This window comes from Candidatus Schekmanbacteria bacterium RIFCSPLOWO2_02_FULL_38_14 (genome assembly GCA_001790855.1).
Classification (GTDB): Bacteria; Schekmanbacteria; GWA2-38-11; order GWA2-38-11; family GWA2-38-11; genus 2-02-FULL-38-14-A.
The window spans coordinates 20,713-45,217 of sequence record MGDH01000032.1; the positions used below are offsets into that span (position 1 = coordinate 20,713).

Genomic DNA, 24,505 nt, shown 5'->3' on the forward strand with positions numbered 1-24,505 from the left:
GATATTTTTCAATCCTGTCAGGTTTGATATTAAGCCCTTCAAACTCCGGAATGTTCAAAAGCTGTATTGCCTGGGTCTCAGAGAAACCTTCACCTTTTATCTCTTCATAGCTGATATTCTTATAAATCAATGGTTGTTCAAAATGTATCTTCTTTTCATCAAGGAATGGCAGGCATTCAACATAACCATGGGGTGGCGCCTGCATTTTGCAGGCAGACTCTTTTAAAAGGTACTTGCAGTAGTCAGAAGTAGTTTCAACAATTAAAAAGTTTTTATTCACAAGCAAATTACTGATATAATTTTTAAAACTCTTTTTAGTGATTTCAACAGCCCTGAAATCTTTTATGCCTTCATCATAGTTTATCACTGCCTGAAAACATATCAGCCCGTGCGAGGTTTTTACAAGAGGCATTGTAAAAATCAGAAGCTGATTCCCGTCAGGGTCAAGAATACTCAGATATCCTTCCCCTTTTGGAGTATGGGGTTTAAAAACCGGAGCTTCATCGTTTTTCTTTCCTGCGGGTGTTTCTATTTTAAACCCCTTTTGCTTTAAAACGAAGAAGGATTTTTTCACAGCGTTTTTGATACTCTTTTCCTGCGATTTTTCATAGATATCCTGAAGAATTTTTATTTTTTCAGGGCTTGGAGCCTTTTTTAAAAGCTCTATTATGACTATGTCAAGTTCAGGGTCTTTTGAAATAATTTCTGAAATAAACTGAAGAGATTTTTTCCCTGTTTCTTCAATGAGCTGGTTAATGACACTCTCCCTGAGGTCTTTTTTTATTTTAAAAAAGCCTTCTGAAAGAACTGAGCAGTCATCCTCCAAAAAAGTTTCTTTACACGAATGAATCGTTTCCATAAATTTTGCTGCTTCTCCAAGCTCAAGAAGCAGTTTTTCATCAAAGGACTTATCAATGAAACTTAGAATATTTGCGGCTTTGAGCTTAAACTCGATATTCAGAAATTTTTCTTCAATAATTCTCTTTAAAAGAGGAGCAAGGGATTTGTCGCTTATTGAGGACATAAGTGTCATTATCCGCGATTGCAGTTCTTTGTCCGCCTTGAAAAACTTCTTTTTAAGAAAATTTGAATATTCGTTCTTATATGAAATAAATTTTGACAGTTCAGGTTCCAGTTCGCCTGATGAGGAAAGGCCTTCTTTTATCCTTTCAATCAGTACATCAAAAAGGGAACTGGGTTCATCTGTTGTTTTTGTCTCCATGATTTCTCCAAATATCCTATTTTTTCAGAATGTGGGGTTAGAAAACCCCGCCTATTAAATCTCTCTGTATTTTAAATCCTAAATCCTAAACCCCGTTAGAAAGTAAAATTTCTAAGCGGGGTAAACAAATTCAAATAACCAAAAAACTATAAATTATAAGCTGTAAGCTTTAAAGCAGAAAAGTATTAAAGCTTATAGTCTGCGGCATATAGCGGGTCTTTGATGCCAGCCTCTGCAAAACCTTTCTTTCTCAGCATGCAACTGTCACACATTCCACAGGGTTTACCATTTTTAACCGGGTCATAACAGCTATGAGTAATGGAGTAATCAACTCCAAGGGACAACCCGTTTTTTATTATTTCTCCTTTGGTCATATTTATCAGAGGCGCAAGGATTTTTATTTTGTCGGTTTCTTCTGCTCCGGTTTTTGTTCCAAGGTCTGCAAGGTTTTGAAATGCCTTTATGTATTCAGGCCTGCAGTCAGGATAACCACTCCAGTCAACTGAATTTACCCCAATGAAGATAGCCTTGCTGCCAATTGTTTCTGCCCATGCAAGGGCAATACTTAAAAATATTGTGTTCCTTGCAGGAACATATGTTGATGGAATTGAGCCTGATATTTCGCTGAGTTCCCGTTGTTTTGGAACAGACATCCCTGTTGTGAGACTTGAACCTCCTATTTTTTTAAGGTCAATATCAAAAATCATATGCTCCTTTGCCTTGAACAGAGATGCTATTTTCTTTGCGCTGTTAATTTCATTTCCGTGTTTCTGTCCGTAGCAAAATGTAATTGGATAGAGTTCATAACCCTCCTGTTTTGCCATTGCCATCAGTGTTGCAGAATCAAGCCCTCCGCTTAAGAGTATGACAGCTTTTTTAGACATAGTGAATCAGACTCCTTTTGCATTATGACCCCATATTATTTTGTGCATCTGAACCTGCAATCTTACATTCAGATTATCCTTCAATATCCATTCAGCCAGTTTTTTGGGGTCAAGGATACCATAAACCGGAGAAAACAAGATATTTTCTGTTATGCTTGTCAAGTTATTCTCTTCAATTATCTTTTTTGCCCAATTATAATCGTTTTCATCCATAATCACAAACTTTACCTGGTCATTTCTGTTAAGATGGCTTAAATTGTTAAAATCCATCATTTCAGATTGACCGCTTCCGGGACATTTGATGTCAAGAATCTTGATTACCTCTTTTGGAAGCCTGTTAACAGGCAGACTCCCATTTGTTTCAAACAGAATCAGGTACTTCATCTTTAGGGCTTTTTCAATAAAACCATATACTTCTTCCTGAAGCAGGGGTTCTCCTCCTGTGATTTCAATAAGGTTGCAGTTATAATTCTTTATTTTTTCCAAGATTTCCTGAGCTTTTATTTCATAGCCTTCCTCATAAGCAAATCTTGTATCGCAGTATAAACACTTGAGGTTGCAACCTGAGGTTCTTATGAAGATGCATGGAAGTCCCGAAAAGGTTGATTCTCCCTGTATGCTGTAAAAGATTTCACAAATTTTCATGACTCTTCTGAATACGAGGCGCAGGATGTTTCTGTTTCCCAGACCCTTACTTTTGATACTTTAATATTATCTGAGTTCATTTTGCCGCACAACTGATTGAAGACCCAGAGAGAGATATTTTCAGCTGTAGGGTTTTTATCCCTGAAGGGTTGGATTTCATTAAGGTTTTTGTGGTCAAGCTCAGCAAGTATCAGATTCGCAGCTTTTTTAATCTCTGCAAAATCCATGACCATTCCTGTTTTATCAAGAACAGAGGATTTCACATAGACTTCAACTTTCCAGTTATGGCCGTGGAGAGCCTCACACTTTCCCCCATACTCTTTTAACTGGTGCGCAGCAGAAAAGCCTGATGTTATCATCAATTCAAACATAGTTTTTAAAATCAAACAAAAAAGCTTACAGCTTAAAGCTTATAAATTCATTTGATATTTGGATTTTGACATTTGAACTTTATTTGCTATTATTTATCAAATTATAGTGAACGACATAAGTAACATCCCATACGATAGGCGGGACATTCTTGTCCCGCCGAGAAGGGGTTAGAAAACCCCGTCTATCGGGATTGAGATATGTCAATTTATTTTTGTCGTTTACTATAGAATGCAGTCCGGCAAAAAACGTATTAGAAATATCAGAGTACACAGGTGTTGTCAAGGAAAGGGTTTCAAGGGTCTGTGAATAAAATGCAAGAGTTTGATTACACAGATTATAAATAATATTATGCCAGCACGAGAGACAGAAATTATAAGTGAGGAAGAAATAGCAGAAATAGTTGGCAGGGGTGTTTTTGAGGATATTAAAAAAGCAAAGAACAACCTTAATACCATACTGAATTCATTTTCCTCTATCCCTTTTTCAGAGGAGGAGCTTTCCCAATTTTTAAAGGCAATTGCCCAGTCACCAGACCCTGATATGGCTTTGAACAATCTTGAACGGCTTTTTTCTGCTGCAAAGAGAAAAAGGGAGATTGCATCTTACCTTTTTTCAGACATAAATGCGTTTTCATCTGTAATCAAGGTTTTTGGAACAAGTCAGTTTCTAAGCAACATTATTTTAAACAATCCTGATTATCTTAAAAAAGTTCTTAATGCAGAAACTCTTAAAAGTGAAAAAGATGTTGATGTGATGCTAAAAGAGATGGATGTTGATGAGGATAACCTGACGCAGGATGCAGTAACAGAAAAGTTGAGAACCTTTAAAAACAGGGAGTTTTTAAGAATCGGAGCAAGGGATATTCTGGGTATTGCCCCTTTGCCTGTAATAACTGAAGAGATTTCTTCTCTTGCGTCAGCCTGCCTTGAAGCAGCCTGCAGATTTGCAGAAAAAACCCTGAGAAAAACTTATGGGATACCTTATTGCCGCGCAAAAAATGGAGAACTTAAGGAAAGCAGGTTTTGTATCATAGGTCTTGGAAAGCTTGGAGGCTGGGAGCTTAATTACAGCTCAGACATTGATATTATCTATATTTATTCCACTGATGAGGGCGAGACTTCCGGAGTTGAATCAAACGGCAAGGAAAAAAATAAAATCACTCTTCACGAGTATTACACAAAGATTGCAGAAATAATAAATAAACTTATTTCAAGCTCCACGGAGCAGGGCAATGTTTTCAGGCTTGATTTGAGGCTCAGGCCTGAGGGGAGAAGCGGGGATATGGTCAATTCCCTGAGGAGCATGGAGATTTACTATGAATCGTGGGGACAGACATGGGAGAGGCAGATGCTGTTAAAGGCAAAGCCTGTTGCAGGTGATATGGAACTTGGAAGAGATTTTTCAGAGCTTGTAAAACCCTTTATATACAGAAAACATCTTGATTTTCAGGCGATTCAGGAGATTAAAGAGATGAAGGAGAAAATAAATTTAAGCGTTAGCTCAAGGGGAGAGATGTTGAATGATGTAAAACTTGGCTATGGCGGGATAAGAGAGGTTGAGTTTTTTATACAGGCGCTTCAGCTTATTTACGGAGGAAGGGATGAGAAGATAATAGATGCCAATACACTGAAGGCTTTAAAAAAGCTTTGTGAAAACAAATATATCTCTGCTGATGAGCATACAACGCTTGTAAAGGGATACACATTTTTAAGAATGGTAGAGCACCGGATTCAGTTACTTGAAGGAAGGCAGGAACATTCATTTCCAAGTGAAGAAAAAAAGCTTAAAAAATTTGCCAGAAAGGTCGGGTATTTTCCTGAAAGAGAGGCTGATGAGAAGGAAAGATTTTTAAATGATTATAAATTTTTTACCAATGAAATAAGGAAGATATTTGACAAGCTTTTCTACGGGTCTGCGCAGCAAAAGGAGAAAGAGAAAAAAGATGAAGATTTTAATGTTTTATGGAATGATATTATCTCAGAGGAGGATGCAATAAAGGTACTGAACTCTATGGGTTTTTCAGAAGCGCAGACTGCTTATAAAAATTTAAAACTCTTAAGAGACGGAAAGCCATTCTCCCATTTTCTTGAAAAAAGCAAAGAGCTTTTAAGGGAAGCAGCGCCATTGCTTTTCAGGGAAATTGCAAAAACCCCTGACCCTGATATGGCATTAAACAGTCTTGAGAAATTCATATCAACATCATCTGCGCCTAACCTTACAGTCTCCCTTCTTGCAGAAAGTTCAGGAGCAAGGGATATTTTGCTTGACCTGTTCGGGACAAGCAAGTTCATTTCAGATATCCTGATTCGCCATCCAGAGTATATTGACCTGATTCAGGAGGCTGATTTTCTTGAGCGAAGGAAATCAATATCAGAAATTGAGAATGAACTTTTGATTTCCCTTGGGAAAAAGGAAGGGTGGGGTGAGAAGCTGGATTTATTAAGAAAATTCAGAACAGAAGGAATCTTAAGAATAGGGCTGATGGATATCCTTAAGGGTTTAGCGCTTGAGGATACTACAAAAGAGATATCAAAACTTGCAAAAGCCTGCTTAAAAGGCGCCTGCGCTATCTCATATGAAGAGCTTAAAAAAGAATTCGGGGTTCCGTATGAAACTGACCATAATGGGGAGAAAAAAGAGAGTGAATTTGCAATCTTCGGGCTTGGAAAGCTTGGAGGAGAGGAGATTAACTACAGTTCAGACCTTGATGTCATTTTTGTATATTCAGGCGAGGGGGAAACAGAGCCTCAGAAAAGCCCCCAGAAAAAGATTACGAATCAGGAGTTTTTCTCAAAACTTTCTATAAAAATCTTACAGGCAATGAATGAAATGAGAGAGGACGGACTTGTATTTAGAATAGACTCAAGACTAAGGCCCAGCGGTTCAAGCGGATACATAGCCCAGTCAATAAAATCCTATGAGAATTATTTTAAAGCCCGGTTGCAGCTATGGGAAAGGCAGACGCTTGTAAAAATAAAATTTCTGACAGGAAGCAGGCTCATTGAGAAAGACTTTATCCCTATGGTTCATAGAGTAGTTTTTGATGAGGAGTTTACTTCCGGGATGGCAGCTGAGATAGACAAAATGCGAAAGCGTATGGAAAAAGAGCTTGCCCGCGAAGACACAGACACATTCCATCTGAAGTTTGGTGAAGGGGGGATTGTGGATATCGAATTTGTAGCGCAGGCACTGCAGTTAAAGTACGGCAGGAAAGAAAAAGGTGTAAGAAATGCAAATACCCTTGATGCTTTGAAAAAGCTTGAAGAATGCGGGTTTATTGAAAAAAAAGATTATATGGACCTTGCAGAGTCTTATAAATTTTTAAGAATGGTTGAAAACCGTTTAAGGATTGTGCAGGACAAGCCATTGAATATCCTGCTCAAATCTCCTGAAAAGGTTGTCAAACTCGCAAAGAGGATGGGTTATCAGGAATCAGAAAAGGAGTCTGCCGGCGTTCAGCTTTTAAAAGACTATGAGTTATATACAGAAAAAGTCAGGGAGGTTTATAACAGATATTTCGGGATACTATGCAGTGATTCCTGAAACCGTTTTTTAATACATTTTTGTGTTGACAAAAAAACAGGAGAAAGCTATGTTCTAATAGCACCATAGTTGAGTGGAAAAAAGTATAGGGGATTTAAATCTATAATATAGAAAGGAGGTGTAAATAGAATGAAAAAAAATCTGACTTACTTATTAGTGCTTTTCGCAGTTGTCGGTTCTATCAGCTTAGTAGTTTCAAACTTTAATTTTGGCGTGGTTTCAAGTGTTGATGCAAAAAACACATCGAAAAACGGATTAGTGTTTGACCTAACATCATGCACATCAACTCCTGAAGGAGCACTGGTTTACGGTTATGTAGCTGATAGTAAGACCAGACGTCCATTGGTTGATGCAAATGTTCAGCTCTTTAAAAAGGGAATAAAGAAAGCGGTAGACAACTCACCTACTGATGAAAGGGGAAGCTATATGTTTGGTGTTGAGAGCAAAGGAACCTATTCTGTATCTGCAAGCATATCAAAGTACAAAACTGCCAAAGTCGAGATACTTATTGAACAAAAAAACATAAATGGCAAAGATAAGTATGTTGTGAATTTCGGTCTAAGACCAAAAGGAATGTAACTTTATAACAAGCGACTTTCTTTAAAATAAGTTATAAAACATTCCCCACCTCTTCAGGTGGGGAATGTTTATTTTCAGGCAGGAAAAGATGATGCTAAGACAGAAGAATTTAAAATTACCTTATACCGGCTTATTTTTTACAGTTTTAATATTGCTTTTATCCATAAACTGCACGCAGAAAAAACCTGTAAAAGATTTAGATATAGTTTTAATTTCCATTGATACCCTTAGAACTGACCATCTTGGCTGTTACGGGTATAGCAGAAACACTTCACCCAATATTGACAGAATAGCCAAGGAAGGGGTTCTGTTTAAAAATGTAATCTCATCTTCCTCATGGACATCTCCTGCAATGGCATCGCTTTTTACATCCCTTTATACTTCAAAGCATGGTGTTATACACGGAGTGATGAAGGAAGGAAAGGTTTATAGTCAGGAAGTATTTTCAGACTCGCTTGTAAGGATACCTACGGTTTTGAAAAAGCACGGTTATTTTACGATGGGGTTTTCAAGCAATCCGCACATGACAAAAGCACTTGGTTTTTCCAAGGACTTTGATATTTTTGTTTATGGCAAATATTTTAATGCCAGAAAGATAAACAAGGCTGCTTTGGGTTTTAAGAAAAAAAATCTGCCAAAAAACAAGAAATTATTTTTATGGGTTCATTATTTTGACCCTCACTGGAAGTATAACCCAATGAAGCCATGGATAGATGAGTATTCTAAAAACATAACAATGAAAAACTTTAATGAGATTAAATTAAAACAAAATCCAAAAGAATTTATTATGGAATATAAACTTAAAGAAAACAAAGAGCTTATCAAATTCTTAATGGACTGCTATGACAGTGAAATCAATTTTACTGATGAAGCATTAGGCAATTTGCTAAGAAGACTGAATCTTGATAAGGATAAAACCCTTATAATAATTGTTGCAGACCATGGTGAGGAATTTTTTGAACATAATGATTTCACTCACGGCAATAATCTCTACAATGAGACATTGAGAATACCTCTTATAATCAAATTTCCACGCTCAATGAATGTAAAGGGAATGTCAATAAAGGAGAATGTGGGAATAATTGACGTTTTCCCGACAATCCTTGATGCTTTAAACATACCTCAGGAGTCAACCTTTGATGGGAAAAGCCTTCTTCCTCTGATAGTTAAAAGAAAGGGTTATGATAAGAGAGTGATTATGAGTGAACTTTACAGGGATAAAAACACGGCACTGTCTTCTAATCAGGGAAAATGGAAGTATATTCATGATTATAAAGATAATAAGACAGAGTTGTTTGATTTGGAAACTGACAAAAACGAAAAAATAAACCTTGCTGACAAAAATTCTGATGTAAAGCAATTGATGGAAAGCCATATTGTAAAGTTTTTAGATTCTCTCAAAGGCAGGAGTAAAATAAAACGAGAGGTTATAACCCCTGATGAGAAAACCATCAAAGAATTAAAGTCATTGGGCTACGTTGAATAAAAAAGAAGAAAAAATAGTTTCAATTTCTATCCTTGTTCTAATCTCAATTTTAAGCTATGCAAATTCCCTGAATAACTCCTTTGTATGGGATGATAATGTCCTGATTGTTGAAAATGATTTTGTAAAAAATCCTAAGTATTTTAAGGAAATTTTTTCAAAGGATTTTTTTGATATTTCAGGTGTTGAGTTTAATTTCAAATATGGTTATTACAGGCCTGTGATAACACTTTCATATCTTTTTGACTATTATATATGGAAACTCAATTTTTCAGGATTCCACCTTACAAATATACTGCTTCATGCCTTCAATTCCATTCTGATTTATCTAATTTTGTTCAGGCTTTTAGAGAGCGGATTTGTTCCATTTCTGACTTCAATCATTTTTGCAGCCCATCCCATTCATACTGAATCTGTGGCATGGATTTCAGGAAGGACTGACGTTATTTGCGGTTTTTTTTTCTTTCTCTCCTTCTATTTTTATCAGAAAGGAAACAATTCAGGCAAAATCAATCTTGGGTTCTATTTAAGCTCTGTTCTCTGTTTTGCTGCGTCGCTTTTGTCCAAGGAGATGGCTTTATCCCTTCCGTTTATTCTGATGATTTATGATTTTCTTTTTTATCCTGAAAAAAATTATAGCCTGAAAAAGCGTATTATAAGCGTTATCCCGTTTTTTGCAGTAATCGGGATTTATTCATTAATAAGATTTGTAATTTTAAAAATTTTCACAATAAATGAACTTGATAAGAGCATTACAAAAGGCATTACGTTTTATTCAAATGTTCTTTCATTCTTAAAGACAACAATAGTTGTGTATCTGTGGAAACTTTTTTTCCCCGTAGAACTTGTCGCTTATATTCAGAACAAATTTTCTCTTTCCCTTTTTGAGCCTGAGATAATCATCTCTATTGTGGTTTTGGTTTTACTTCTTGTTTTAATTGTGAAATGCTGGAAAAAGGAGAGACTTGTTTCATTTTCTGTTTCTTTTTTTCTGTTGTCAATGATACCTCTTTCAAATTTTATAAGAATCAGCGGTCCCCGTGACATGGGGTTTATGAGCGCAGAAAGATTTCTGTACATAACTTCATTCAGCTTTTCACTTTTTCTTGCTGTCCTTTTTGGAAAACTGATTAATGATAAAAAAAGAAAAAACACAGCATACATCATCATAATAATTTTATTATTGTCATTTATTATAAGGACAATTGACAGGAATTCAGACTGGAAGGATAACAAAACACTGTTTACAAAAACAATAAAACTTGCCCCTGAATCTTCTTTGCTGAACCATATCATGGGAAATGAAATGGTTAGGGAAAAGAAATTTGATGAAGCTATAAGATATTATAGCAAAGCTCTTTCTTTAAATCCCTATTCCTATGCTTCCTTTCATAATATGGGGGTCATCTATTTTGACAGGGGCGAGATAGAGGAGGCTGTGAGTAGTTTTCTTATGGCTCTTGAAATAAAGCCTGATTATATTCAGTCCCGTTATAACATAGGCCTGCTTTATGATAAAATAGGTTTAGAAGATGAGGCGATGTCCGAATTTAAAGAGGTTCTTAAAATTACACAGCGCTATCCGCAGGCGCATAACAGCCTTGGCGTTATCTACGCAAAAAGAGGTTTTTATGAGGATGCAGAGAGGGAGTTCACAACCGCTATTGAGCTTGACCCTGAATATGAGTTGGCAAAAGTAAACTTAAAAAATTTGGAAGATAGAAAAAGTCTCGATTTTAAAAACCAGTATGATACTGCTGTAAGATAGATTTTAAACTGTAGATAAAAGATTTTATGAAGGAGGGAGATAATGCGCTTTGAACAGACTTTCATGAATTTTTTGCTTCATCATCAGGAAAAATATAACCGCACTTATCATTTTATTATTTTGATGGATGCTTTGATAAGCGCGGCAAAACATATCCAGTATTATTACCTTACAGGTGCTTTGAGGGGGAATCTTGGCGTAACTGATGACGTGAATGTTCAGGGAGAGGATGTTATGCAAATGGACCAGATTGCCAATGAGATTACCCTTCATTACCTTAAATCATCAGACAGGGTTATTCAGGCGGTTAGTGAGGAATCAGAAGAGATTGTTTCAATGAATAGGGATGGACGCTATTTTGTCTATTTTGACCCTCTTGACGGTTCTTCAAATGTTTCCCATGTATTGCCTGTAGGATTTATGTTCGGAGTTGCAAAGCGCAACCTCAATGGCGATGAGGACAATCATTTGCGTGCCGGCAGGGATTATATAGCAGCAGGCATGTTTGTTATACCTACCGGAACTTTCACCCTTGCCTTAAAAGACGCTGGTACGTGGAGATTTCATATTGATGAGACAATGAATTTTGTAAAACCTGTCAGAATGGTTCTTCCTGAGAATCCCAAAAGCTGGGAACTCTCTTTTAATGCGACTAACCGGTATACTTTTGAGCAAAGGATACAGGACTGGATTGCAAATAACGAGAGGAAATTTGCCTTCAGGTATATAGGTTCACTTGCAGGTGACTTCCACAGGCTTCTTGGCAATGGGGGCATGTTTATGTACCCTGCAATTGTCAATCACCCTGACCCGAAAAAAAACCGCCCGCAGGGAAAACTCCGTTTAATGTATGAAGCAGCAGTTGTTTCCTTTATGTGCCGTGAGGCAGGGGGGGCTGCTGTTGATGAAACAGGAAAACCAATCCTTGAAATCCAGCCTCAGAAACACCACCAGAGAACAGCTCTCTATGTCGGCTCAAAACCGCTTGTTGAAGAAGTAGTAAAGCTGTTGAAAAAATAAGGCACAGGCAGGTGGGAATCGTTACGAGCCTTTGGCTCACAGAGGGACATGAAAATAGTCAGGTGGGACCTGCCGGCAGGCAGGCGCCTGTCCTATGGAATTTTCGGGTCATTGACTAAGAAACCTCTGTGGCAAGCCACATGGAATTCTCAAGTCAAATAGTTTTGGAGAACAATCTTTTACCTCTTCAATCCTTTATTGAACTGATGTCCATCAGGTATAAAGTCAGTGTCCGAGTACCCTGAGGGGCATTGCGGCTTGAAGAAAACATCATTGTTTTCCCGTCAGGAGAAATAGAAGGGAACCCGTCAAAAGCATCACTATATGTAAGGCGGGTCTGCTTTCCTGTCTCCATATTCATCATGAATATCTCAAAGTTTGGACCGGGATGGGTCTTTGCAGGCAATACTTTAACAAAAGCAAACTGTTTCCCGTCCGGGTGCGGATAGGGTGCCCAGTTTGTTCCTTCTTCTTTGGTAATCTGCTTCAAGTCAGTGCCGTTGTCTTTAATAGTAAAAATCTGCATTGGCTTGGAGCGCTTTCCATCGTCTTCAATTTTCCATGCGCGGTAAAGTATTGTTTTTGAATCAGACATATAACCAGCGCCTCCCTCCTGCCAGTCAGGAGTTTTGGTAATCTGTGTTTCTCCAGTACCATCAGACTTCATCTTCCAGAGGTCCATTTTTCCGTCAATCTGCCTGCCAAACAGAATCCACTTGCCATCAGGAGAAACTGTTACTTCAGCATCGTAGTATTTGTTGTTTGTAATGCGCTTTGTATTTGAGCCATCAAGGTCAGATATATAAAGCTCTGCGCCCTGTGGATAAATTTTTGCATCAGACCAGTCACCCTTTGGCATATCAAGATTATCCTTTGTAGAAGTCCAAACAATTTTTTTGTTGTCAGGGAAATAAAAATTGCAGGCATCTTCACCCTTATCATTGATGCGGTGAATATTTGTTCCATCAATGTTTGCTGTATAAGCATGGTAGGCGTTGGTTTCGATTCCAGGGTCGCTTGGCATCTGTGCCTGGCAAATAAGGCTCTTACCATCAGGAGAAAAATATGACTCTGCAGCCTTTGGAAGGTTTGGAATGTGGGTAACAGGAAGTTCCTGTGGTGTAGCTATTTGTATATCTTCCTTTGGAGCTGCTGGCTGTGATGTTTCAGCATTAACCAGACTGGTCAGAAAAAAGGTTGTTAACAGAACGGGAATTGAGAGGATAAGAAGCAGTGAAAAAACAGACACAAGTTTTTTATCCATAGTTCCTCCTATTGGAAAGTTTGGGATGTTAAGGGTTTTAAAATTAGCAATCAATATATCCAGACAGAATTTAAAGTCAATTTCATTTACAAAAAATTAACAATTGGTTAATTGAAATAATAAGAAAAATTGCTGTTGAATTTATTCTGCTATACTGGTAACCCTTTAAAAAAGTTAAACTTTCCTGAGAAGTAACCATTAATTGTAAGGAGAAGCAATGGCAAAAATCATTCAGCAGAAACTTCCGCCATCAATGGAAGCATCATTCAAAAAGGCAGGCATCAGAATAAAAAATTTTAAATCAGCAACAGAGTTTGAAAAATTGCTTAAAAATTTTCTTGCAAGGAACAATATCCTGCACCTTAGCACCTGTAAAAACAATATCCCAAGAACAACCCCTCTTGAGTACCGCCTTGATGGTTTTACTTTTTTTATTCTCTCTGAAGGCGGAAGCAAGTTTGATAACCTCAAGATAAACAAGAATGTCTCTTTTTCAATTGCAGAACCGTATCACCCTAATGAGGATTTTTTTGGCGCTAAAGGGCTTCAGGCATGGGGAAAGGCAAAGGTCTACAGCAGGAAAGAAAACCCAAATGAGTTTAAAAAGGCTATGCAGAGGATGAAGGTATATTCTGTTTTGAAAAAGCTTGGAATAAAAGAGCTTCCGAAAGAATTCAATTACAGGATTATTGAGATAACTCCTGACAGGATGAGGCTTGGGAGCATGAGAGAGGGAGTTTTCAAGGTAATTTGGGAGAGGAAGTAAAATGGAAAAACTTTGTGGCTGGACAGGAAAGATATTAAGAATTGATTTAAATTCAGATGAGAAGCAGATTGTTGATACAAGCGAAATTGCAGAAAAATTCATTGGCGGAAGGGGATTTACTGCAAAGTTTTACTGGGACGAGGTAAGCCCGGAAACTGACTCATTAAGTCCCGAAAGTCCTCTTTTAATCATGACTGGCCCGCTTGCAGGAACCCCTGCTATTGCAGGGTCAAGGTGGTTTATCAGCGGCAAGTCTCCACTTCTTTATCCTGAACAGTACGGGCTTGGAAGCATAGGAGGAGGCTTTGGAGTCGGGCTTAAATCTGCAGGTTTTGACGGGATTATAATATCAGGAAAGAGTCCCAAACCATCCTACCTTTGCATAAATGACAGCAATGTGGAGATAAAAGATGCAAGGGGATTATGGGGGTTTGAGACCTATGATACTCTGGAAAAGATTCGTTCTGAAAATGGCAGCAGGGTTCAGACAGTTTGCATTGGACCTGCAGGCGAGAACAGGGTAAGGCTTGCAATTGCAATGAGCGATAACGGAGCCTGCGGCGGAAGCGGGTTTGGCGCTGTGATGGGTTCTAAAAATTTAAAGGCAATCGTAGTAAAAGGCACAGGCAGGGTTCCAGTTGCCAACCCTGAGGGATTGAAAAAAATCAACAGCGAGATTTTCTCCCTTACGAAAGGGAAAGTCCTGATGGACCCGTCAATTGAAGGGATAGAACTGATTAAAAGGTCTCCCTGTCACGGATGTCCCGGGGGATGTCCAAGAGGATTATATAAACATAGTTCAGGAAAAGAAGAGTTCTTGAAAAATTGCCAGTCTGTTTATTTCTATAACTCACTTGATAAAAAATACCACAAAGGAGAGTCATCAGAAAACCCGTTCCTTGCCACATCTCTTTGCAACAGGTATGGCATCTGCACGCAGGAGATGGGAAATGTATTGCGCTGGTTCAATAAATGTATTGAGAAGAATTTATTTACTGAGGATGAAACCGGATTGCCTCTTTCTAAAATTGGAAGTCTTGAATTTATAGAGAAAATACTTCAAAAAATAACTTTGCGGCAGGGATTTGGTGATGTTTTAGCGCAGGGTACAATTCGGGCAGCAAAGATTGCCGGAAAGGGTTCAGAAAAAATTCTGGAAGGGACTGTTAACAGGAGCGGTTTTAATTCCCACGCTTACAATCCAAGGTACTTTATTACCAATGCTGTGTTTTATGCAACTGAGTCAACAAGCACAATGAACCAGTTGCACGAAGTCTGCTTCCCTTTAATGAAATGGGCAATGTGGTATGCAACTGATGGTGCAATGTCTCCAATAAGCACTGAAGTGATGCAAAAAATTGCTAAAAAATTCTGGAAGAATGAAAGTGCTGTGGATTTTTCAAGCTATGAAGGAAAGGGCGAGGTGGCATTTATTATCCAAAACCGCGAATATGCAAAGGAGAATCTTGTAGCCTGCGATTTCTTTTATCCAATTCTTACTCCTGACGGCAAGGAAGACCATGTCGGGGACCCGACAATAGAAAGCCGCATTTTAAATGCAGTAACCGGTATGGATATTGATGAAAAAGGTTATTACCTTACAGGGGAGCGGATTTTTAATCTCCAGCGCGCAATACAGACAAAAGAGGGAAGGGTTGGGAGAAGGGATGATATTATTGATGAATTCAATTTTACTGAGGGGATAGAAACAGAAGAAGGGTTCTTTGGTATGTTTAACCCGGAGTTCATGCTTCCGGGTCCAAAGGGAGAACTAATATCAAGAAAAGGAAAGGTTGTTGAAAGGGATAAGTTTGAGAAGATGATGGATGAATATTACAGCATCAGGGGTTGGGATGTGAAAACAGGGTTGCAGAAAAAAGAGAAGTTAGAAAAACTTTCTCTCTCAGATATTATTTCTGAATAAAGGGGACAGCAGACTGTCCCCTTTTATTTGGAAGCTCCCCGGGCCGGACTCGAACCAGCGACAGGGTGGTTACAAGTAATCCCAGTGTTTCCAAAGGGCTTGGACTATCTCATCACCCACTCTGATATACAGCAAAGTTAGGGTGTCGGGCGCTTTTTAGAGGCTTATTGGTTGGGATCCTCACCTCTTAGTCTCTGCACGTTCTCGCTTACTTTTATCCCTTCAACGAGATTCGCTCAGGATTACCATATCCTATGATATTATAGGATGTTAGGCTTCCCTGAATTCACCCGATTTTTCAACCACGGTTTCCCGTGGAAGCTGCAATTTTTAAATGAACCTCTCTATGACAATTGGCACAAAGTACTATGCATTTATCAAGTTCTTTTTTGATTTTTGACCAACTTCTTGTGTAACCATTATTTGAAATACCAAAATCCTTTCCATCTGAATCTAAGTGATGAAATTCAAGGGCTTCGATGCATTTACTATATCCACATCTACTGCATCTTGTTCCCTTGTATTCGAGAGCCATTTCTCTGAGCTTTTTACGACGCTTTTTAACGGCTCTGATCAAGTAGTCCCGACGATCTGCATAGTTTCTCTTGTCTTTTTTGGGGCTCATTTCCTGTTCACAGCCACCTGCTCTACCGACTGAGCTACCGGGGAATAAAACAGTTATTAACTAACAGTTTTATCTATTAGCTAAAACCATTTTAAAACTTTCTGAAGTTATACTTCTAAAAACTAAGTTGTCAAGACAAATTCGTTTTCTTGTTAGACTCAAACAAATTTCAAAGCTCAAATAAAATCCAAGAGCCGAATCTTTAAATAAATCCTTTTGAAATCCATTTGGAACTTGGGTTTTGCTATTTGGAATTTTATTACTTGTATCCTGGAATGTTTGCGGCTTCAAGGGCTAAGAGCCTCTGCCAGTCTGCATTAATCTGCTCCTGCATTTCATCTAACACGTGCTGGTTTTCAGGTTTTTCAAGGTGGGAGAATCTTCCCTGTTCCTTAACCCATTCCCTGATTGGAACTATTTCTTTTGGCTTGATGTTTATCTTAAGCTTTCCGTCTTCAATCTCATAGAGAGGCCAATAGCAGGTCTGGACAGCAAGTCTGCAGAGTTCAATTGATTTTTCCATTTTGTTTCTCCAGCCGCGGTTGCAGTTTGCAAGGACATTTATAAAAGAAGGGCCGTCTTTTGAAAGTGCTTTTTTAACCTTTGTTACAAGGTCATTCCAGTGGCTTGGAGAGCCTTGGGCAACATAGGGGATTTTATGTGCTGCAGCAATCTGTGTTAAATCCTTTCTTGGCTGTTTTTTCCCGAAACTCACTTTACCGGAAGGATTTGTAGTTGTATGCGCACCATAAGGCGTCGCGCTTGAACGCTGGATGCCGGTGTTCATGTATGCGCCGTTATCATAGCAGATGTAGAGGAAGCGGTGCCTTCTCTCAAGCGCTCCAGAAAGTGACTGAAGCCCGATATCATATGTTCCGCCATCACCGCCTATGGCAATAAAATCGATTCTGCTGTCTGCCGGAATTTTTCCCTGCTTTTTCAGTGAATTATACATTGCTTCAACACCTGATATTGTTGCAGCAGAGTTTTCAAATGCGCTGTGAATCCAGTTCACTTTCCATGCAGTGTAAGGGAATATTGTGGTGGCTACTTCAAGGCATCCTGTTGCGCAGGAGACAACCACAGGGTTTTCAGTTGCAAGAAGAACCTGCCTGATGGCAACTGACACACCGCATCCTGCACACAACCTGTGACCTGAAGCAAGCAGATCATCTTTTTTTGATAATTCCTTTAATGTAGCCATTCAATAAACTCCTAATCTTATAAATTTCAGCCAAGTTTTTAGAGATTAAACCCAAATATCAAAATCCAAATGTCAAATAAATATCAAATGTCTAAACGTTAAAAGGTTTCTTGTTTGTTTTGTCATTTGAGCTTTGAATTTCATTTAAACTTTGAACTTTATCATTTGACATTATCTAAAAATTTGGATTTATATTTCTATTCCCTTATTGTTATCCACTGGTAAAGTTCATTAACCTTTCCTGTTTCTGCTATTTTTATAAGGTCATTATAGACTTCCCTGATGTGCTCAACTCCGAGGTCTCTTCCTCCAAGGCCATAGATATAATTTACAATATTGGGTTTTTTCCCAAGGTCATAAAGACTTGACCTTATTTCAGAGAAAACAGGTCCTCCTGATGCGCCATATGAATCTGCTCTTTCAAGTACTGCAACAGCTTTCAGGTGCTTGAGTGCATTTCTTATCTCGTCCTGCGGAAATGGCCTGAAAACACGCAGTTTAAGAGAGCCTGCCTTAATCCCTTTTTCTCTGAGCTTGTCAACAACATATCTTACCGTACCTGCTGAGGAGTTTATTGAAACGATTGCAATTTCTGCATCTTCAAGCCTGTAGCCGTTTATAAAGCCGTAAGAAGTACCAAATTTTTTATTGAATTCCCCTGCAACATCTTTGATAGCTTTTTCAGAATTCCTCAATGCTTCAACAAGCTGTCTTCTGTGTTCAATATAGTAATCCTGAAGGTCAAGAGGTCCGTAAGTAATCGGTTGCCCGATATTTAACAGAGACCTTTTTGGTTTGTATTCTCCTATAAATTCCTTTACATTGCTATCTTCAAGGAGTTCCATTGATTCAATCGAATGGCTGATTATGAATCCGTCAACACACACCATTACAGGGAGCCATACTCCTTCTCTTTTACCGATTGCCGCTGCCTGGATTACATTATGATATGCCTCCTGAGCATTTTCTGAGTAAAGCTGTATCCATCCTGAATCCCTGCATCCCATTGAATCCGAGTGGTCGCAATGGATGTTTATTGGAGCAGAGAGCGCCCTGTTGACAACTGTCATTACAATCGGGAGCCTGTAAGCTGCGGCTATTGGCAGCATTTCCCACATCAGGGCAAGGCCGCATGCAGATGTTGCAGTCATAACCCTTCCTCCTGCACAGGCAGCGCCAATGCAAGCGCTCATTGCGCTATGCTCGCTCTCAACTGTTATAAGCTCTGTCTTTACAATCCCGTCTGCAACAAACTGGGAAAAAATCTGCATTACTTCCGTTGAAGGAGTAATGGGGTAAGCAGCAACAACATCAGGGTTAATCTGTTTCATTGCCTCTGCAACAGCCTCATTACCTGTCATTGATACCCGTTTTGCCATTTATAGATTCTCCTTGATTACCGCTTTTAGCTATCAGCAATTAGCTTTCAGCTAAATACTGTTCACTATTCACTTTCTCATCACTCTGAACTGATGCTCAGAGATTGCTTCGGTCGCCTGCCTGCGGTAGGCAGGCTTTACTCCCTCGCAATGACACGACTAAGGGTTTTCATCCTTGTGGAATTCCACTTCCTCAAACATTGTGATGGCTTTTACTTTTGGCGGACATTCATTGGCACATATTCCACATCCCTTGCAGTGGTAGAGATTACAGCCTTCAACTTTTTCATTTTCAACAATGATACAGGAGTCAGGGCAGTATATCCAGCACTGCAGGCACTGGATACATTTGTTAAAATCCCATACGGGCCTGTAAGTTCTCCATGAGCCTGTATTATACTGCTCTGAATTGCCGGGTTCTTCGATTACTCCTCCTATTGGGAGTTCCTTCCAGTTTTTAAGACTCATCCTCCTTTTACCTCCTCATAAGCTCTCTCAATTGCCTTGTGGTTTGCCTCCACTATTTTTTTTCCGAATTTTTTCCCAAATGAAGATTCTATTTCTTTCTTGATATTCTCTATTTTGAGAAAATCTGTTACTTTTGCTATTGCACCAAGGATCGGGGTGTTTGGTATTGGCCTGCCGATTGTTTCAAGCGCTATTTTTGTAGCATCAACAACATATACCCTGCCTTTTGGGGTTTTCAGTTTCTTCTTTGTTTCTTCATGTGAACGATCAGTGTTTATTATATAAATTGCATCCTCAGTAGCCCCGTCTGTTACATTTTCACCTGTCAGCAGAGTTGGGTCTATTACCACAACTACATTTGGGTTTAATACCTGGCAGTAAATGGAAATCGGGTTATTTGAAAGCCTGTTATAAGCCCTGATTGGGGCTCCCATTCTTTCAGGACCATATTCAGGAAAAGCCTGGACAAACTTTCCTCCGCTCATTGCTGCTTCTGCCAGAGCTTTTGCTGCTGTAACAGCTCCCTGACCTGCCCTTGCGTGCCAGCGTAACTCAATATACTCACTCATTAAAGAAACCTCCTGTGTTTATTCACTATTTTTTTGGAATATGCAAGCTCTTATACAATGAAAAGTTCAAATGATTTAGAATGTTACCTTATAGCGTTCTCCTTCCGTCAAGGGCTTTTGAGATAGTCACTTCATCTGTGTACTCCAAATCCCCACCGATTGGAATTCCGTAAGCAATCCGCGATATCTTTATTCCAAGAGGTTTTAAGAGTTTTGCAAGATACATTGCTGTTGCTTCACCTTCAGCATTAAAATTTGTGGCAATTATTATTTCATTAATGTTTCCTTCTGAAACCCTTTTAATAAGCTCATTGATTCGTAACTTTTCAGGGCCTATCCCGTCAAGGGGCGATAAACATCCTTCAAGGACATGATATATTCCCTTGTGACCCCTGGAGTTTTCAACGGTCAGGAGGTCGAAGGAGTCCTCAACAATGCAGATTGTTGAGCTATCCCTGCCCGGGTCTTTGCAGATGTTGCATATTTCGCTTTCACTGATGTTGTAGCAGACTGAACATCGTAAAATCTTATTCTTTATCTCAAGAATTGCTTCACCCAGTTTCTGCACCTCGTCTCTGTCTGCTTTTAAAATATAGAAAGCCAGCCTTGTTGCTGTTTTCTGACCAATGCTCGGGAGTTTTACCAGCGCCTTAATCAATTTTTCTAATGAAGGAGATTTTAAACTCATATTCTTAAGACAACCTTTTAAAGTCCCGGAATTTTCAATGAAAGCCCGCCAGCAACCTTTTTCATCTCTTCTTCCACCATATCCTTTGATTTCCTCAAGGCTTCGTTGACACCTGCAATTATCAGATCCTGAAGCATTTCTATATCTTCTTTGTTTACCACATCAGGCTCTATTTTTATTCTCAGAATTTCCTGTTTCCCATTTGCTGCAACCGTGACCATTCCACCTCCGGCGCTTGCTTCAACCTCGCGGTGTGACATTTCTTCCTGAATTTTAGCTATATCAGCCTGCATTTTCTGAGCCTGCTTAAGCAAATTGTTCAAGTTTTTCATTATATCTCTCCTAAATTTATGATTACAGAGATTTAAAAAAGATTCCAGAGATTATTATAGATTTAATTGCTGTAATCTTAAAGAAATCGCTGGAATCAATTTTATAAATATTATTTCAGAACTTTAACATCTACTATTTTTCCGGGGAAAATATCAAGTATATCTTTTATGAGGGGTTCTTTTAAAGCCCTGTGAAAAAGTGTCTCCCTGACAGCTTCTTTCTCCTTGTTAATAGCGGTATCTGGTTGACTCCCTTCGTTTTCAACAGCTTCTTTTTTAAGAATTACCTCTATTTTTTTCTGGAGCATATTTTCACCGATGAGCTTCAGGATTTTTAAATTTTTATCCTTTTTAATTACCTGAATTGTAAAAGAGTCTTCAAAGCCAAATATCATTTTATTTCCATCAATCTCTCTGGTACAGCCGTTATTTATGAAAGATGCCAGCGAGATTGATTCCTCCTCAACTCTTCTTACGAATTCTTCCCATTGGAACTTTCCTCCTTCATTTTTTTCTTTTGGCGCGGTATTATAGGGTGCTTCTGTTTCTTCAGCAGATAAAGATTCTGTTGCTTCCGTTTTCTGGCTTACAGGTTTTTCGGGTTTTCCGGGTCTATCAGATGGAATTGATGAAGCAGTTGAGCCAGAGTAGTTTTTTGGTTCATTAGATTGAGAAGGGCTGTTATGAATATTGCTTTTAAGTCCTGCAATCTGGTCCAGAATTTTATTTAATGGAACGATTTTTTCAATTCTAAGCATCTTGAGAAGGGTTACTTCAAGCAAAAGCCTCGGATTGTCAGCCCTCCTTATCTCCTTTTCAGCTTCATAAAATACGGAAAAAAGCTGTATCCAGTTTTCGTGAGGGATTTTTGAAGCCTGTTCTTTAAACTGGTTTTTATCTGTCTGATGAGATGTTTGGGAGAGTTTTTCATCCCCTGATAAAGAAATTACAATCATGTCCCTTAAATGATTCAGAAACGATTTACAGAACTGCTTTATATCAGACCCTGATAAATAGAGCTCATTGACAAGAGAGATAATTCTGTTGGGGTCTTTTTCAATCAGTGCTTCGGAGAATGAAGAATGAATATTTGAATCAATAACTCCCAGTATATCAGCAACATTCCGGTAGCTTATTTCCATGTCTGATACAGAAACAATGCTTTCTAAAATGCTCAGAGAATCTCTTATACTTCCCTCTGAAGCATCTGAAATGAGAGAGAGGGCTTTTTCTTCAACCTTTATTCCTTCTTCCTTTGAAATCTTTTTCAAAAACTCAAATATTTTTTCCTTGCCCATAGGCCTGAAGTCATATCTCTGACACCTTGAAAGGATTGTTGGTGGGAGTTTATGGGCTTCAGTAGTGGCAAGAATGAAGATTACATGAGGAGGCGGCTCTTCAAGGGTTTTCAAAAGCGCATTAAAGGCAGGCGCTGTAAGCATATGGACTTCGTCTATGATATAGACCTTGTATTTTGCTGTTGGAGGCGCGAACTTAACATTTTCTTTTAATTCTCTTATTTCATCTATGCCTCTGTTTGATGCGCCGTCAATTTCAATCACATCAAGGGAGTTTCCCTTTGTAACCTGCTCGCAGATGTCACACTCATTGCAGGGTATCGGGATTGGACCCTTTCTGCAATTTAAAGCCTTTGCAAGAACTCTTGCGCAGGTGGTTTTTCCTATGCCTCTTATGCCTGTGAACAGATAGGCGTGGGCAATCCTTCCTGTTGATATGGCATTCTTCAGGGTTTTTGTTATATGCTCCTGCCCGACAATTGATTCAAAAACCTGAGGGCGTTTCTTTCTTGCTAAAACCTGATATTCTGTTGTCATTTTTAAACTCTAAAAAATTTACTGAATTTCTTGCGTTGATAATCTGATTTAAATACTAAATCCTAATATCTAAATCCCCTGCCTGCGGTAGGCAGGTAAACAAATTCAAAATTCCAAACAGTTTAGATATTAAAATTTTTAGTTTTAGTCAAAAACTTCCTCGAAGCTTTGCTTCGGGGTATGATTGTTTCTACAAGTTTATCGTCATTCCTGCGGAAGCAGGAATCCAGAGAAACTAAATAATCTAGATTCCCCCGTATCAAGTACGGGGCAGGCTTCTCAAGTGCCTGCCTACCGCAGGCAGGCGGAATGACAAATGAAATATATTTTTCAAGTTCCGCACAATAACTTACTTAAATCTTGCACATGAAAACTAAAAATGCAAGGAGAAATCAGGAAAGGTTTTTTATTTTTTTTCTTGCCCAGAAACTGGCAAATTTCAGGGCTTCAAAAAGACTTGCTGGATCTGCAATTCCCCTGCCTGCTATGTCAAATGCAGTTCCGTGGTCAACAGAGGTTCTTCTGATGGGAAGTCCAAGGGTGATATTTACCCTCCCAAATCCCCTGATTTTCACAGGGATTAAACCCTGGTCGTGATACATTGCAACTACTGCGTCAAACTTTTCCTTTACAGCCCTGTAAAAAAGAGTATCAGCGCTGTGAGGACCTGAAACGTTGCAGCCATTTCTTTTTGCTTTAATAATTGCAGGAAGGATTTTTTCTTTTTCTTCCCTGCCAAAAATCCCTCCCTCCCCGCCGTGAGGATTTAATGCGCAAACTGCGATTTTAGGGTTTTTGATTCCAAAGCTTTTTAAGCTATCTGCGGTTATCCGGATTGTCCTGTAAACTTTTTCTCTGCTTATTGCCTCCGGGACATCTTTAAGAGAGAGATGGGTGGTTACAAGCGAAACCCTGACATCACCGCCAACAAACATCATGACATAGTCTTTTGTTTTTGTTAATTTACCCAAGAACTCTGTATGTCCCGGATATTTAAATCCTCCTTTATTCAGGGCTTCCTTGCTGATTGGTGAAGTTGTTATTGCGTCTATCTTTCCATTCAGGCCATTCAGGGCTAATTTTACAGCTTCCTGAATGTATATTGCTGAAGCCCTGCCGCAATTTGCCTGAATTTTACCGGGATTTAAGTTTTTCACATCAAAGCATTTCTGGTCAAGAACTGCAATTTCCCCTCTTGTGATTTCTTTTCTGTCCGGAGTTGTTAGATGAGAAATATTTGATTTTATCCTGAGAAACTCAGAGTATTTTTTTAAAACTTCAATATCCCCGATTACAACAGGAATGCAGAAATCCCAGATTTTTTTATTTCTGTGAAGCTTTAGTATAATCTCAGGACCGATTCCATTAGGGTCCCCCATTGTAATGGCGATTACCGGGAGAGATTTTAAATTTGTTTTTGCTTTCATATCAGGTAATATTAGATTATGTTTTTTAAGAAAATATAAAGATTATATGAAGCAATGTCAAATGCCAAAGAACAAAGCTCAAATAATAATTTTTTCTTTTTTATTGGCAAATAAGAATTAAAGATGCTATGAATTTAATAGAAATAACATTATAAGTAGTTGCTGTTACCATTTTACATATAGAAGATAAATCAGAATAGAGGAGATAAATATGAGCATTGGTGTAATGGTTGAATTAAAAGTACAGGACATTGCAAATTCAATCAGAAAAATGAATAAAGAAGACAAAGAAATGCTGCTTCTCCTTTTGTCGGGTGAACACAAGGAAATATCTAAAAGACTAAGGGAGATAAAATCCAAGAAAATGAAAACTCTGACAAGGGAGCAGGTTTTTAAGGATGTCTTACAAAGATAGCTATCACCCCAGAATTAAATCTGATCTTAAGAAGATTGATATTGGAGCAGCACGAGAAATTCATGATATTCATGTCGAAATAATCTTAGAAAA

At 38.6% G+C, this 24,505-nt stretch carries 21 protein-coding genes and 1 pseudogene (1 of these 22 cut by a window edge); 8 read left to right on the top strand and 14 right to left on the bottom strand.

The window, feature by feature from the left end; all coding sequences use genetic code 11:
- The 4 genes and pseudogenes from A3H37_11480 to A3H37_11495 form a co-directional block, all read right to left on the bottom strand.
- A pseudogene (locus A3H37_11480) lies at nt 1-1,222 on the bottom strand (hypothetical protein) (it extends 347 nt beyond the left edge of the window).
- Nucleotides 1,223-1,407: 185 nt separating this feature from the next.
- The gene (locus tag A3H37_11485; protein OGL48831.1) at nt 1,408-2,106 is read right to left on the bottom strand and encodes a 7-cyano-7-deazaguanine synthase QueC; all 699 of its coding nucleotides are present in this window, start codon (nt 2,104-2,106) and stop codon (nt 1,408-1,410) included.
- Between the two features lie 6 nt (nt 2,107-2,112).
- Nucleotides 2,113-2,751 carry a 7-carboxy-7-deazaguanine synthase gene (locus A3H37_11490; protein ID OGL48832.1) on the bottom strand — a complete coding sequence of 213 codons (639 nt, stop codon included), beginning with the start codon at nt 2,749-2,751 and terminating at the stop codon, nt 2,113-2,115.
- Nucleotides 2,748-3,122 carry a 6-carboxytetrahydropterin synthase QueD gene (locus A3H37_11495; protein ID OGL48833.1) on the bottom strand — a complete coding sequence of 125 codons (375 nt, stop codon included), beginning with the start codon at nt 3,120-3,122 and terminating at the stop codon, nt 2,748-2,750. Before A3H37_11495 ends, A3H37_11490 begins: the two co-directional genes overlap by 4 nt.
- Before the next feature lie 322 nt (nt 3,123-3,444).
- Between A3H37_11495 and A3H37_11500 the strand changes: the two genes are divergently transcribed.
- The 5 genes from A3H37_11500 (at nt 3,445) to A3H37_11520 (ending at nt 11,516) form a co-directional block, all read left to right on the top strand.
- Nucleotides 3,445-6,666, top strand: coding sequence for a hypothetical protein (locus tag A3H37_11500; GenBank protein ID OGL48834.1), 3,222 nt, complete (start codon nt 3,445-3,447; stop codon nt 6,664-6,666).
- Nucleotides 6,667-6,795: 129 nt separating this feature from the next.
- The gene (locus A3H37_11505; GenBank protein OGL48835.1) at nt 6,796-7,245 is read left to right on the top strand and encodes a hypothetical protein; all 450 of its coding nucleotides are present in this window, start codon (nt 6,796-6,798) and stop codon (nt 7,243-7,245) included.
- A 64-nt stretch (nt 7,246-7,309) separates the two neighbouring features.
- A complete protein-coding gene (locus A3H37_11510; protein OGL48836.1) occupies nt 7,310-8,731 on the top strand; it encodes a hypothetical protein in 1,422 nt (473 codons plus the stop codon).
- Nucleotides 8,724-10,496 (top strand): hypothetical protein, encoded by a 1,773-nt coding sequence (locus A3H37_11515; GenBank protein ID OGL48837.1) that lies wholly within the window; start codon nt 8,724-8,726, stop codon nt 10,494-10,496. The genes A3H37_11510 and A3H37_11515 overlap by 8 nt, the downstream gene beginning before the upstream one ends.
- A 42-nt stretch (nt 10,497-10,538) precedes the next feature.
- Nucleotides 10,539-11,516 (top strand): hypothetical protein, encoded by a 978-nt coding sequence (locus tag A3H37_11520; protein ID OGL48838.1) that lies wholly within the window; start codon nt 10,539-10,541, stop codon nt 11,514-11,516.
- Nucleotides 11,517-11,703: 187 nt separating this feature from the next.
- Here the strand turns inward: A3H37_11520 and A3H37_11525 are convergent, their stop codons facing one another.
- The gene (locus A3H37_11525; protein OGL48839.1) at nt 11,704-12,780 is read right to left on the bottom strand and encodes a hypothetical protein; all 1,077 of its coding nucleotides are present in this window, start codon (nt 12,778-12,780) and stop codon (nt 11,704-11,706) included.
- A 217-nt stretch (nt 12,781-12,997) separates the two neighbouring features.
- Here A3H37_11525 and A3H37_11530 point away from each other — a divergent pair, with 217 nt between their 5' ends.
- Together A3H37_11530 and A3H37_11535 are read left to right on the top strand one after the other, a co-directional pair.
- Nucleotides 12,998-13,546: a hypothetical protein gene (locus A3H37_11530; protein ID OGL48840.1), complete on the top strand. Its 549-nt coding sequence runs from the start codon at nt 12,998-13,000 to the stop codon at nt 13,544-13,546.
- 1 nt (nt 13,547) lies between these two features.
- A complete protein-coding gene (locus A3H37_11535; GenBank protein OGL48841.1) occupies nt 13,548-15,470 on the top strand; it encodes a hypothetical protein in 1,923 nt (640 codons plus the stop codon).
- A gap of 298 nt (nt 15,471-15,768) precedes the next feature.
- On the opposite strand, the gene A3H37_11540 is transcribed toward A3H37_11535, so the two are convergent.
- The 9 genes from A3H37_11540 to A3H37_11580 all read right to left on the bottom strand — a co-directional run bounded on the left by A3H37_11540 (nt 15,769) and on the right by A3H37_11580 (nt 23,997).
- A complete protein-coding gene (locus A3H37_11540; GenBank protein ID OGL48842.1) occupies nt 15,769-16,095 on the bottom strand; it encodes a hypothetical protein in 327 nt (108 codons plus the stop codon).
- 259 nt (nt 16,096-16,354) lie between these two features.
- Nucleotides 16,355-17,299 carry a pyruvate ferredoxin oxidoreductase gene (locus A3H37_11545; GenBank protein ID OGL48843.1) on the bottom strand — a complete coding sequence of 315 codons (945 nt, stop codon included), beginning with the start codon at nt 17,297-17,299 and terminating at the stop codon, nt 16,355-16,357.
- Between the two features lie 197 nt (nt 17,300-17,496).
- Nucleotides 17,497-18,678 (bottom strand): pyruvate ferredoxin oxidoreductase, encoded by a 1,182-nt coding sequence (gene porA / locus A3H37_11550; protein OGL48844.1) that lies wholly within the window; start codon nt 18,676-18,678, stop codon nt 17,497-17,499.
- Nucleotides 18,679-18,837: 159 nt separating this feature from the next.
- Nucleotides 18,838-19,146: a hypothetical protein gene (locus A3H37_11555; protein OGL48845.1), complete on the bottom strand. Its 309-nt coding sequence runs from the start codon at nt 19,144-19,146 to the stop codon at nt 18,838-18,840.
- Nucleotides 19,143-19,715: a pyruvate synthase gene (locus A3H37_11560; GenBank protein OGL48846.1), complete on the bottom strand. Its 573-nt coding sequence runs from the start codon at nt 19,713-19,715 to the stop codon at nt 19,143-19,145. The genes A3H37_11555 and A3H37_11560 overlap by 4 nt, the downstream gene beginning before the upstream one ends.
- 88 nt (nt 19,716-19,803) lie before the next feature.
- The gene (locus tag A3H37_11565) at nt 19,804-20,403 is read right to left on the bottom strand and encodes a recombination protein RecR (GenBank protein OGL48847.1); all 600 of its coding nucleotides are present in this window, start codon (nt 20,401-20,403) and stop codon (nt 19,804-19,806) included.
- Nucleotides 20,404-20,420: 17 nt separating this feature from the next.
- A complete protein-coding gene (locus A3H37_11570) occupies nt 20,421-20,735 on the bottom strand; it encodes a nucleoid-associated protein, YbaB/EbfC family (GenBank protein OGL48848.1) in 315 nt (104 codons plus the stop codon).
- 110 nt (nt 20,736-20,845) lie between these two features.
- Nucleotides 20,846-22,570, bottom strand: a complete 1,725-nt coding sequence (locus A3H37_11575; protein ID OGL48849.1) for a DNA polymerase III, subunit gamma and tau — start codon at nt 22,568-22,570, stop codon at nt 20,846-20,848.
- A 392-nt stretch (nt 22,571-22,962) separates the two neighbouring features.
- Complete coding sequence (locus A3H37_11580; GenBank protein ID OGL48850.1) at nt 22,963-23,997, bottom strand: 4-hydroxythreonine-4-phosphate dehydrogenase PdxA; 1,035 nt, start codon at nt 23,995-23,997, stop codon at nt 22,963-22,965.
- A gap of 211 nt (nt 23,998-24,208) precedes the next feature.
- Between A3H37_11580 and A3H37_11585 the strand changes: the two genes are divergently transcribed.
- A complete protein-coding gene (locus tag A3H37_11585; protein ID OGL48851.1) occupies nt 24,209-24,412 on the top strand; it encodes a hypothetical protein in 204 nt (67 codons plus the stop codon).
- The last annotated feature ends 93 nt before the right edge of the window (nt 24,413-24,505 follow it).